The 11,711-nt window shown below is 66.0% G+C and carries 9 protein-coding genes; 5 read left to right on the top strand and 4 right to left on the bottom strand.

All coding sequences use genetic code 11. The features are described from left to right. The first annotated feature begins 128 nt into the window (after window positions 1-128). Both QF036_RS09830 and QF036_RS09825 read left to right on the top strand, forming a co-directional pair. Window positions 129-350, top strand: coding sequence for a DUF7455 domain-containing protein (locus tag QF036_RS09830; RefSeq protein ID WP_102973018.1), 222 nt, complete (start codon window positions 129-131; stop codon window positions 348-350). Between the two features lie 134 nt (window positions 351-484). Beyond that, window positions 485-2,230, top strand: a complete 1,746-nt coding sequence (locus QF036_RS09825) for an HNH endonuclease (RefSeq protein WP_307101349.1) — start codon at window positions 485-487, stop codon at window positions 2,228-2,230. 245 nt (window positions 2,231-2,475) lie between these two features. Here QF036_RS09825 and QF036_RS09820 read toward each other — a convergent pair whose 3' ends face one another. After that, the gene (locus QF036_RS09820; RefSeq protein ID WP_307101346.1) at window positions 2,476-3,750 is read right to left on the bottom strand and encodes an RNA polymerase sigma factor; all 1,275 of its coding nucleotides are present in this window, start codon (window positions 3,748-3,750) and stop codon (window positions 2,476-2,478) included. A 254-nt stretch (window positions 3,751-4,004) separates the two neighbouring features. On the opposite strand from QF036_RS09820, the gene QF036_RS09815 reads away from it, so the two are divergent. Next, complete coding sequence (locus tag QF036_RS09815; protein WP_307101344.1) at window positions 4,005-4,214, top strand: hypothetical protein; 210 nt, start codon at window positions 4,005-4,007, stop codon at window positions 4,212-4,214. Here the strand turns inward: QF036_RS09815 and QF036_RS09810 are convergent. The 3 genes from QF036_RS09810 to QF036_RS09800 all read right to left on the bottom strand — a co-directional run bounded on the left by QF036_RS09810 (window position 4,211) and on the right by QF036_RS09800 (window position 8,204). Continuing rightward, a complete protein-coding gene (locus QF036_RS09810; protein WP_307101342.1) occupies window positions 4,211-5,698 on the bottom strand; it encodes a DUF4192 family protein in 1,488 nt (495 codons plus the stop codon). The genes QF036_RS09815 and QF036_RS09810 overlap by 4 nt on opposite strands. A gap of 133 nt (window positions 5,699-5,831) precedes the next feature. Beyond that, window positions 5,832-7,172: an MFS transporter gene (locus QF036_RS09805; RefSeq protein ID WP_307101340.1), complete on the bottom strand. Its 1,341-nt coding sequence runs from the start codon at window positions 7,170-7,172 to the stop codon at window positions 5,832-5,834. Between the two features lie 93 nt (window positions 7,173-7,265). Continuing rightward, the gene (locus QF036_RS09800) at window positions 7,266-8,204 is read right to left on the bottom strand and encodes a proteasome assembly chaperone family protein (protein WP_003801667.1); all 939 of its coding nucleotides are present in this window, start codon (window positions 8,202-8,204) and stop codon (window positions 7,266-7,268) included. A gap of 261 nt (window positions 8,205-8,465) precedes the next feature. Between QF036_RS09800 and QF036_RS09795 the strand changes: the two genes are divergently transcribed. Continuing rightward, on the top strand, window positions 8,466-9,983 hold the full coding sequence (locus QF036_RS09795; protein WP_307101337.1) for a leucyl aminopeptidase: 1,518 nt from the start codon (window positions 8,466-8,468) through the stop codon (window positions 9,981-9,983). A 241-nt stretch (window positions 9,984-10,224) separates the two neighbouring features. Next, entirely contained in the window at window positions 10,225-11,607 is a 1,383-nt protein-coding gene (lpdA, locus tag QF036_RS09790) for a dihydrolipoyl dehydrogenase (RefSeq protein ID WP_307101335.1), read from the top strand. Window positions 11,608-11,711 lie beyond the last annotated feature (104 nt).

Below are 11,711 nucleotides of genomic sequence, written 5' to 3'. Positions count from 1 at the left end.
CACGGGTCCCCGCTCCCGGCGTTCGTTACGCACCCGTGATACGCGGACAGCGAAAGTGACCCATCCTTGCCATGGTTTACCAGCGAATGCTGGTTATATAGATGTACAGAACTACTAAGGAGGCCGACATGACAACAGCAGTTGCCGACCGCACACTAACCGCAGCTGACCGGTGTGACCGTTGCGGTGCACAGGCATACGTCCGGGTTGTACTCGAGTCCTCCGGAGGTGAGCTGCTCTTCTGCGCCCACCATTCTCGCGCCGTCGAAGCGACCCTGAGGCCGCTCAGTTCCGACTGGCACGATGAGACGGGCCGGCTGCACGAAAAGGCACCGGTTCCGGTCGACTAGACAACAAAGCTCAAAGCCAGGATCCCCTGCACGGGGGTCCTGGCTTTTTCTTTTTCCAGCTCCGCACCCCGTGGATCTTCCCGCGGCTCTTCCCGCGGCGCTAAATTGTCAGTCCCCCTTGGCAGACTGTGTCCATGGAATGCTTCGGGAATTCAGCGCTGACAGCAGGAGTGCCGCGCGCCGGCGTTCTGCATGCTGCCGCGGTTCCTGAGGGGTTTCCCTACGACGACGACCCCAACTTCGTGGACCCCGACGACGTTCTTCCGGAGGACCCTTTCCCCGACGCCCTGATTGCTGACGCTGAGTTCCCGGAGGACCCATTTCCCGAGGCCCTCTATGCGGACGTTCTGTTCGCCGACGGCGCAGCCACCAACGCAGCCACCGGCACTGACGGGCGCGGGCCCCGTACGCCGCGGCCGGCTTTGCCGGACCGGGTCGCGGCGGCAACCGCCCTTCTGCGGGCCGATCTCAGCGCCGACAATGCCGGGCTGATCGACCAGACGCACGCCTACGAGAACGTCAAGAACATGCTTGCCGGGCAACAGGCGAGGCTTGCCGTGACCTTCGAGGCCCGGCACAGCCAGGAGCACGCCCACCGGGTGACACTGACCGCCGAGGATCTGGGCAAAGACCGCAGCAATGACCGGGGCCCGGGCACGGCCGAGCAGATCGCCCTGGCCCGGGGTGAGTCCCCGCACCGCGGCGGCCGGCTGTTCAGCACAGCAAAGGCCCTGGTGCAGATGCCCCACACCCTGGCCGCCCTGGACACCGGACAGCTCAACGAAGAACGCGCCATGCACATCGTGAAAGAAACCGCCTGCCTGAGTCCCGCCGACCGGTCCGCCGTCGACGAGGAACTCGCCGCCGACACCGGAACCTTCACCGGCGCTGGGACCCGCACCGTCATCGCCGCGGCCCGGGCCGCCGCCACCCGCAAGGACCCCCGCTCCGTCGCCCAACGGGCCAGCCACGCCGCGTCCGAGCGGACCGTGAGCCTCCGCCCGGCCCCGGACACCATGACCTACCTGACCGCACTGCTCCCCGTCCACCAAGGCGTCGCCGTCTACGCGGCCCTCACCCGGCACGCCGACACCCTCCACGCCGCCGGCGACCCACGCTCCCGCGACCAAATCAAAGCCGACACCCTCGTCGAACGCACCACCGGCACCCCCGACGGCATCACCGGCATCGAAATCAACCTCCTCATGACCGACCGCACCCTCCTCCAAGACGACACCGAACCCGCCCGGATCCCCGGCTACGGCACCGTCCCCGCGGACTGGGCACGGAACCTCATCAGCCAGGAACAATCACCGGAGCATGGACAGGAACCTGGACAAGAACCCCGGGCTGGCGGCTCAAACGCGTCCGACTCAAACACCAGCCAGAAGGACCCGCTGAAAGAACTCAAAACGTGGATCCGCCGGCTCTACACCGCCCCCGGGACCGGCGACCTGGTCGCCATGGACTCGCGACGGCGCCTGTTCCCGGCGCCGCTGCGCCGCTTTATCCAGATCCGCGACGACACCTGCCGCACCCCCTACTGCGACGCCCCCATCCGCCACCACGACCACATCATCCCCTGGCACAACGACGGCCCAACCAGCCTGGCCAACGGCGCAGGACTGTGCGAAGCATGCAACCACACCAAAGAACTCCCCGGCTGGAAAGCCCAACCCATTCCCGGACCGCGGCACACCATCGAACTCACCACACCCACCGGCCACACCTACTACTCCACCGCACCGCCACTACCCGGAACTGGTTTAGCGGAAACCGGAGTGCGCGGAACGCGGCTAGCGGGAACCGGAAGAAGTGAAACCACCCTTTCCGGAAGCGGCAGGCGTGGAATCAGTCACTCAGGATTCAGCGATCCTTAAAAACCACCGTTCCGGGAACCGGCCGGGCCATGTCGCCCGGCCGGTGACTGGACCGCTTAGCGGATCTTGCTGATAGGTGATTCAGGCAATAGCTAAGCCGCTGGCGCGGACTCCGGCCAAACATGCGCCTGCACCTGGTTGATGTTGTAGCGGTACGACAAAGGCCAGGCCCTGCCGCCGTTTCGGGCGGAAGGCCTGGCCTTTGTTCGCGTTTGCCGGTCCAGCAGTTACCGGCCCAGCGTTTCCTAGTCCAGGTAGTCCCGCAGCACCTGCGACCGGGACGGGTGGCGGAGCTTGGACATGGTCTTGGATTCAATCTGGCGGATGCGCTCACGGGTAACGCCGTAGACCTTGCCGATTTCGTCTAAAGTCTTCGGCTGGCCATCCGTGAGGCCGAACCGCATGGCAACGACGCCGGCTTCGCGCTCGGACAGGGTGTCCAGCACGGAGTGCAGCTGTTCCTGCAGCAGGGTGAAGCTCACAGCATCGGCCGGAACGACAGCTTCGGAGTCCTCGATGAGGTCACCGAATTCGGAGTCGCCGTCCTCGCCGAGCGGCGTGTGGAGCGAAATGGGCTCGCGACCGTACTTCTGGACTTCGACGACCTTCTCGGGGGTCATGTCCAGCTCGAGCGCCAGCTCTTCAGGCGTGGGTTCGCGGCCCAGGTCCTGCAGCATCTGACGCTGGACACGGGCCAGCTTGTTGATGACTTCGACCATGTGCACCGGGATACGGATGGTGCGGGCCTGGTCCGCCATGGCACGGGTGATGGCCTGGCGGATCCACCAGGTGGCGTACGTGGAGAACTTGAAGCCCTTGGTGTAGTCGAACTTCTCGACGGCTCGGATGAGGCCGAGGTTGCCTTCCTGGATGAGGTCCAGGAACAGCATGCCGCGGCCGGTGTAACGCTTGGCCAGCGACACCACGAGGCGGAGGTTGGCCTCGAGCAGGTGGTTCTTGGCGCGCTTGCCGTCATGGATGATGAACTCAAGCTCGCGCTTGTACTTCGGATCCATGGAGCCGTCGTCGGCGGCGATCTTCTCTTCGGCGAACAGGCCGGCCTCGATGCGGAGCGCGAGGTCAACTTCCTGTTCGGCGTTGAGGAGGGCTACCTTACCGATCTGCTTCAGGTAGTCCTTAACGGGGTCGGCGGTAGCGCCGGCAGACATGACCTGCTGGACAGGTGCGTCGTCGTCGTCGGCGTCAGAGTAAACGAAGCCCGAACCGGTAGGCGCTGCGGCTTCCTTGCCGGCCTCGTCGGGTTCATCGACCAGATCTGCGGTGTCGGGCTGCGCGTCGTCGAGGTCCTCCTCGACTTCCACGTCGGCATCGTCACTGGTTGAGCGGCTTCCGGCAGCTTCGGCTGCAGCCTTGGCTCCGGGCTTGGGTCCGCGCTTCTTGGGCTCGGGCTTCCCAGCGGCACGGGTGGCGGCACGCTTGGCGCTGGATGCCGCCGGCTTCTCCTCGGCAGTTTCAACGGCCAGGGCGGCGGGTTCCTTCTTCGCGGAAGACGGGGTCACAGAAAACCTTTCTAGCGGCGGTCTGTGGAGTCACCTTCGGGCAACACCACTATGACCCTGTCAAGTCCGTGATCGATATCAGATGCAACCGACCGACAGGGCCACTAAGTAGAACTGCCGGGGCGGCCGCAATGTTCCCGCATGGGACCATTGCAAGCATTGATTCACGGACCCAACCGGGTCTCGGCCTCCATTGTCTCATGATTTTGCGTGCCAGGGGCCGAACGGGCCGTAATACGCCCTGCCAACGGGACGTGCCGGCTTTGACAGGGTTCTCGGTCCAGCCCGGCGGTGAGGTCCAGCTCGGCGGTGAGGTCCAGCGGGCGCTGTGGTCCGGCAGGCTCCTCGGTCCGGCCCGGCGCGAGGTCCAGCCCGGCGCGAGGTCCAGCCCGGCGTTGTGGTCCGGCCGGGTGGTGAGGTCCAGCCGGGCGTTGTGGTCATCTCTGGGCGGGATCAATCTCTAAGCGGCGTCCGATCCGAATTTCTGCCAAGCCGCCTCGCGTCGCCCTGCCCAGCCGCAGATTGTTCCGCGCCGAACCACCTCGGACAGCAGCTCGGCCAGCCGGTATCCGGGGCTGGCATCCAGGGCCCGGGTCAATGATGCGTGCGCGAAGGAGCCCCTACCTCGGCACCATTCGATCCAGCCGGTGGCAGTCAGCGCTGCAGCCTGCGCCTCACCCCCGCCACACGACGACAACCCCGCCATCAGGCCCTCCAGGCGTCTCAGAGTGTCCCAGTCCGGCACCGCCGGACTTAGGCCCAACAGGACTTCGCCATAACCCGGCAGGGCATCCGGGCCACAGCTGGAAGCAGGCACCTGGTCAGGACGGCCCGTGGCCATCCCTTGGTCCGGACGATCGCCGCTCAGTCCTGTTCCGGGCGCCTGCTCCGCTCCGGGCACCGAATCTGTTCCGGGCGCCTGTCCTTTTCCTGGCGCCTGCTCCGCTCCGGGCACCGAATCTGTTCCGGACGCCGAGGACGCCACCCCGCCGTCTGCGGCCGGGCTGGGTAATCCGCTCAGGGACAGCCGCGACTCCGGCAGCGGCGGGCAGGACACGGGGAGTCCAGTCGCGGCGGAGAAGATCCCGAATGCTTCGGCTCCGGACGCCGCCGTGGCGCGTCCCGCGGCGGCCATGACCAGGACCGCGTCGCGCCAGGCCGGAACATGCAGGGACGCGCGCAGGAACCCCGCGAGTTGCGGTTCAAGCCCCTTTCCCGGGGCGGCTTCAGGCGGAGCGGCTTCAGGCAGAATGGCCCCAGCGGAAACGGCTTCAGGCGAAGCGGCCCCCAGCGCAGCTGCCCAGGCATCGAGGACCGCATCAAACTGTGCCCGCTGAGTCCCCTTGCCGGCCAGGGCAAGACTCCACTCGCGTTCGGCTGCCATGACAGCGGCATCGTCCGCTGCAGTAGTACTGGCATTGCCGGGTGAAGGAGCCCCTGGCGGCGCACCGACGCTGCTGCCCAGATACACCATCTCCGCATTGAGCCGGCTGTCCCGGATCTCGGCGACGGAGCGGCCCGGCATCGGGCAGCAACTGCTATCAGTGCAGTACAGGTTGCGCCAGTACTCGTCGCCGACGCGCCAGGCATCCCGCACCGGCATGCCAGCCAGTCCGAGCGCGCATTCCAGATCGGCGAGCAGGGGCCGAAAGGACAACGCCGCCGCCCCTTCCCTGCCGCCGTCGTTATTACCGCCGTCGGTAAAGAAGACCAGCAGCGACCCGTCGGCTTCCTTGTCCGCCAGAAGGTACTCCGCCACCGTCCTCGCGAACGCCTCCCGGCTGCGGCGGCCACCGCGCTCCGGGAGGTCGACCCGAAGAGTGGCTCCGAGGCGCTTTCCCTGCATGGTCATGGCCACGAGGCTCTGCGACGGCCAATAGCCCAGGCTGTGCGGAATGTAGCCAAGAATGTCTTCAGGACCGCTGATGGTGAGATGCTCCGGTGTCATGGAAACAGCTTCCGACGGCGGTCACCGCCGGCGCGACAGGCAGCCTGACCTATGTGGACAAGCCCTGCCCGAACAGGTCTGTTGAGGAACAGTGGCACTGCCGCGGGAGCGGCGCCGTCCAGGGGTATGGGGCCTAGTCGCGGGAAGGGGTCTTGCGGCGGGCAATCCGCTCGCGCCGCTGCTGGGCCATTGCCTGCAGCAGGGGCGGCACCACCACTCCCTGGGCAGCCATCTGGCGGCGGACCTTGCGCCGGACCACCAGCATGGCGACGGACCCAACCCCGAGGAGCAGGAAGTGCACGCAGAGCGCGATGCGGAAGGGCTCCAGGCCATAGAGCTCCCCGCGGGAAAAGCCGGTGGAGTTGAGGATGTCCAGTACGGCGCCGATGAGGTAGATGGCCATGAGCGCTGCGAAGAAGCCGCCCACGTTGACGATGCCCGTGGCGGTCCCGATCCGGTGGGCCGGGTTGAAGGTGCGGGCAAAGTCGAAGCCGATCATGGAGCCCGGGCCGCCGATGGCCAGCACCACGATGAGGACCGCCAGCAGCCACAACGGTGAGCGGCCGGGATACAGCAGCACCGCCGCCCATGCTGCCGCGGTAGCACCGACAAGGAGGAGCACCATGGTGGAGCGCCGGAGTGGGTGCCGGGCAACAAAGCGGCCGATCAGCGGCCCGGCACCGATGGCACCGGCGACATACAGGGACATGAGCGACGCGACGGTGCCGGCATTGAGGCCCTGCGCAGAAATCAGGAACGGGTAGCCCCAGGTCATGGCGAACACCGTGCCGCTGAACTGGATGGTGAAGTGGCTCCACATCCCCAGCCGCGTCCCCGGCTGCTTCCACGCGCGCGACAGGGACACGCCGGTGGCGCGCAGCCCCTTGGCCGCCTCCTGCCGGGGAGTGCCGGGCGGCACGTCCTGCAGCATCAGGACCACCAGCACGACGGCGACCCCGGAGAATCCCGCCAGCGCAAGGAACGCCGGGGTCCAGCCCGCGGCATGCAGGATGAAGGCGAACGGCACCACGCTCAGCAACTGGCCGAGCTGTCCGGACATGCCGGTCAGCTGGGTCAGCAGCGGAACGCGGGCTGGCGCAAACCACAGCGGAATCAGCCGGATGACGGAGATGAAGGTCATGGCGTCGCCGGCACCCACAAGCACGCGGCCCAGCACACCGGCCGGGACGCTGTCTGCAAATGCAAGCTGCAGCTGGCCCAGGCCCATCAGCAGGGCGCCCCCGGCAATCATGGCCCGGGAACCGAACCTGTCCACCAGCACACCCACCGGAATCTGAAGGCCGGCGTACACCAGCAGCTGCAGCACCGTGAAAAAGGAGATGGCCGAGGCGCTGGCATGGAACCTCTCGGTAGCCTCGAGGCCGACCACACCGAACGACGTACGCTGCGTCACAGCCACGAGGTACGAAAAAATGCCAATGGACCAAATGAGCCAGGCGCGGGGTGCAGTCACCCTTTTATTATCCCCGGCGGAGGCAAAAATACTATTTAATTTGCCCGGTTTTGGCCTTTCAGTGATGAGCCTAATGCAGCCCAGTGACGGGGCTTACGGCGCGGGGTTCTCCCGCGCCAGGTAAGCCTCCACAGCGGCGCCCAGCGCGTCGCCGTCGGGCAGTTCATCATTCTCGTTGGCAAGCAGGGACCGGCGCACCGTGCCCTCCGCCTTTTCGTCATAGCGGGCCTCGAGCCGGGCCACCACCTGCTGGACTTCCTCCGACGCCTCGATCTGCTCGGCAATCTGCCGGCCCACTTCACGGCCGGACTCGCGCAGCCGGTCGGTCGGCAGCATCAGCGAAGTGGCGGCCCCCAGGTACTCCAGGCCGGCCACGGCAGCCGTGGGGTACTCCGCCTCTGCGAGGTAGTGCGGCACGTGGATCACGTACCCGGCAACGTTGCGGCCGGCGTCGGTCAGGCGGAGTTCCAGGACATGCCCGACGGCGGCCGGCACTTCCACGGTCGGCTTCCAGGAGGAGATGCCTTCAATGAGCTCCGGCCGGTTGCCGTGCACAGTCACCCCGACCGGACGGGTGTGGGGCACGGGCATGGGAATCGAGTGGATCCAGGTCACCAGGTTCACGTCCAGGGCCTCGACGATCTGCACCACGGCACGGGCGAAGCGTTCCCACTGCAGGTCCGGTTCGAAGCCGGCGAGGAACAGGAATGGCTTGCCCAGCCCGTCGACCAGCCTGTACAGGGCCAGCGTGGGCGGCTGGTAATCCTGCAGATGATCCTCAACAAAGGTCACATGCGGGCGCCGGGACCGATAGTCCATCAACTGGTCGGCGTCGAACACGGCCACACGTTCGGAATCGAGTGTGTCCAGCAGCTCGCCGGTGATCTGCCGGACCACGTGGCCGGCATCGGCGAAACCGGTAAAGCCCATCACCAGGTTCAGCCCGCGGAGCTCAGGGTTATGGAACAGCCCAATGTTCTTGGCATACAGCGCGTCGGGGTCCAGCAGCGAGCCGGAAATCCTTTCAAACACGGCGAGTTCCTTTCGTGGTCGGGGTTAATCGTCATAACGCCCGGAAGAGCGGCGTCATTCCTCGGGGCGTTGTGGCACGGCTCTCAACCGGCCCGTTTCCCCGGCGCTCCCCCGCAGTTGCGGAACGAGAGACTACGATCGGGATTGGCTTCCTTGGAAGCTGGCGCCGCTGCCCTGCGGGGACGGCGGCCGGCACCCGCGAGAGGGCGCCTAGCTGCGCTCCCTGCCCGAACAATCACAGAGAATTGAGGACCGATCCTCGTGGTCAAGAATACTGAAATCAACCTTAGTGCCATTGCAAGGGACCTGAAGAAGGCGCCAAGTGACGCAGTGGTCATCGGCGTCGGCCAGGGCACGGACGGCCCGTTCCTGCTGGAAAACCCGCTGACCGCGAAATCCGTCGAGGCCCTGACCGACTCCCTCAAGGTCCTCGGCATCACCGGCGCCCCGGACCAAGCGGTCCGCCTTCCCGGGCTTCCGGAGACGGGCTCAGGAATCCTCGTGCTGGCCGGTGTAGGAAAGGTCGACGCCGCGGGCAGGGTTTCGGGCGAGGCGCTGCGCCGCGCGGCCGGCTCCGCCATCCGCCAGCTTGCCGGGCTGTCTTCCGTCACGCTGGCCTTCCCGACGGCGAATGTCGCCGATGTCGCCGCCATCGCCGAGGGTGCCGCGCTGGGAGCGTACTCGTTCACGGAATTCCGTTCGTCCAAGGACGGCCTCAAGGATCCCGTGGCCGACGTCGCGATCTTCACTGAGCTGGCAAACGACAAAGAACTGCAGCCGGCACTCGACCGTGCGCGCCTGCTGGGCAAAGCTGTCAACGCCACCCGCTCGCTCGTGAACCAGCCGCCGAGCCACCTTTACCCCGAGTCGTTCGCAGACGCCGCCAAGGAACTGTCCAAGGGACTACCCGTCAAGGTCATCGTGTGGGACGAAAAGCGCCTGGAAAAGGAAGGCTTCGGCGGCATCATGGGCGTTGGCAAGGGCTCGGCCCGGCAGCCGCGCCTCGTCAAGGTGGAGTACTCCCCCGCCAAGGCCACGAGGAAAATCGCACTGGTCGGCAAGGGCATCACCTTCGACACCGGCGGCATCTCCATTAAGCCGGCCCTGGGCATGGGCGACATGAAGAGCGACATGGCGGGCGCCGCCGTCGTGCTTAATACTGTGCTGGCCATCGCGGGCCTGGGGCTGCCCGTCAAGGCAACCGCCTGGCTGTGCATCGCCGAGAACATGCCTTCCGGGGCCGCGTCGCGTCCCGCCGACGTGCTGACCATGTTCGGCGGCAAGACAGTTGAAGTGCTGAACACCGACGCCGAAGGCCGGCTGGTCATGGCCGATGGCATCGTCGCGGCAAGCCAGGAGTACCCGGACGCCATCATCGACGTTGCCACACTGACCGGCGCCCAGCTGATCGCGCTCGGCAACCGCACCGCAGGCATCATGGGCGCGGACAGCGTGACCGGCCCGCTGAAGGCGGCCGCTGACCGGGCCGGCGAACTCGTCTGGCCGATGCCCCTGCCGGAAGAACTGCGGCCCAGCCTCGACTCCCAGGTGGCGGACATCGCCAATATCGGCGAGCGTCACGGCGGCATGATGACGGCGGCCGTGTTCCTGCGCGAGTTCGTGGGCAAGGACAAGGGCGGCCAGACCATCCCGTGGGCGCACATCGACATCGCCGGCCCGTCCTTCAACAACGGAGCACCCTACGGCTACACGCCGAAGCAAGGCACGGGCTGCACCGTGCGCACGCTGGTTGCCTATGTCGAGGATCTCCTGGGTTAGGCCTGTGTGACGCGCGGCTGTGCGGCAGCGTGATCCGCTCGCCACACAGCCGCGTGACACTCGACACAAGCGCTCCACAAAAGCAGCGGCAAGGTGGAGCATGGATAAGTGGTTCGCTAAGGTGAACCACGGTAGTCACAAATGAAAGGGAAATGGCCTGCTGGCATAATCACGGCAGAGCAATTTCCAAGACCAGATGATGCGTACTCTCGTGTCATCGTTCACGCGAGGGAGCGTCTAAGTGGCCGATCAGGCAACTGCGCAAGAATTCGACATCCTGGTACTCGGTGGTGGCAGCGGCGGGTACGCCACGGCTCTCCGGGCCGTTCAGCTTGGCTTCACCGTTGGGCTCGTGGAGAAGGGCAAGCTCGGCGGAACATGCCTGCACAACGGCTGCATCCCCACCAAGGCGCTCCTGCACTCCGCGGAGCTGGCCGACCACGCCCGCGACTCCGCCAAGTACGGCGTGAACGTGACGCTCGACAGCATCGACATCACCGCTGTCAACGCCTACAAGGACGGCATCGTTGCCGGCAAGTTCAAGGGCCTGCAGGGCCTGATCAAGTCCAAGGGCATCACCGTCATCGAGGGTGAAGGCAAGCTCCAGGGCACCGACACCGTCGTCGTGAACGGGACCGCCTACAAGGGCAAGAACATCGTGCTTGCGACCGGGTCCTACTCCCGCACGCTGCCGGGCCTGGAAATCGGCGGCAAGGTCATCACCTCCGATGAAGCCCTCACTATGGACTACATCCCCAAGAGCGCGATCATCCTGGGCGGCGGCGTGATCGGCGTCGAGTTCGCTTCCGTCTGGAAGTCCTTCGGTGTTGACGTCACGATCGTTGAAGGCCTCCCCTCCCTCGTCCCGAACGAGGACGCGACGATCGTCAAGAACTTTGAGCGCGCCTTCAAGAAGCGCGGCATCAAGTTCTCCACCGGCGTCTTCTTCCAGGGCGTCGAGCAGAACGACGACGGCGTCAAGGTCACCCTTGTCGACGGCAAGACCTTCGAAGCCGACCTCCTCCTCGTGGCCGTCGGCCGCGGACCCGTCACCGCCAACCTCGGCTACGAAGAGGCTGGCCTCACCATTGACCGCGGCTTCGTCATCACCAACGAGCGTCTGCACACCGGCGTGGGCAACATCTACGCGGTCGGCGACATCGTCCCCGGCGTGCAGCTGGCGCACCGCGGCTACCAGCAGGGCATCTTCGTCGCCGAGGAAATCGCCGGCCTCAAGCCTGTCATCGTCGAAGACGTCAACATCCCCAAGGTCACTTACTCCGAGCCGGAAATTGCGACGGTCGGCTACACCGAGAAGGCCGCCAAGGCCAAGTTCGGCGACGACCAGGTCGACACCCAGGAATACAACCTCGCCGGAAACGGCAAGAGCTCCATCCTGGGCACCAGCGGCATCGTCAAGCTGGTCCGCCAGAAGGACGGCCCCGTCGTTGGCGTCCACATGATCGGCGCCCGCATGGGTGAGCAGATCGGCGAAGCCCAGCTGATCGTGAACTGGGAAGCCTACCCCGAGGACGTGGCCGCGCTGGTCCACGCCCACCCGACCCAGAACGAATCCCTGGGCGAAGCGCACCTGGCGCTGGCGGGCAAGCCCCTCCACGGCTAAGTCGTTCCGCAAGGCCACTCCGCAAGACAACAAGGGCCTGGTGCGCCGGCTCGAACAGCAGGGTGCACCAGGCTTGAACAATGCAGCAATTCATCCGCACTTTT

This window comes from Arthrobacter globiformis, from assembly GCF_030817195.1.
In the GTDB taxonomy this organism is placed as follows: Bacteria; Actinomycetota; Actinomycetes; order Actinomycetales; family Micrococcaceae; genus Arthrobacter; species Arthrobacter globiformis_D.
The sequence above is the reverse complement of the archived record's forward strand: the minus strand, read 5'-3'. Positions and strand labels throughout refer to the sequence as shown.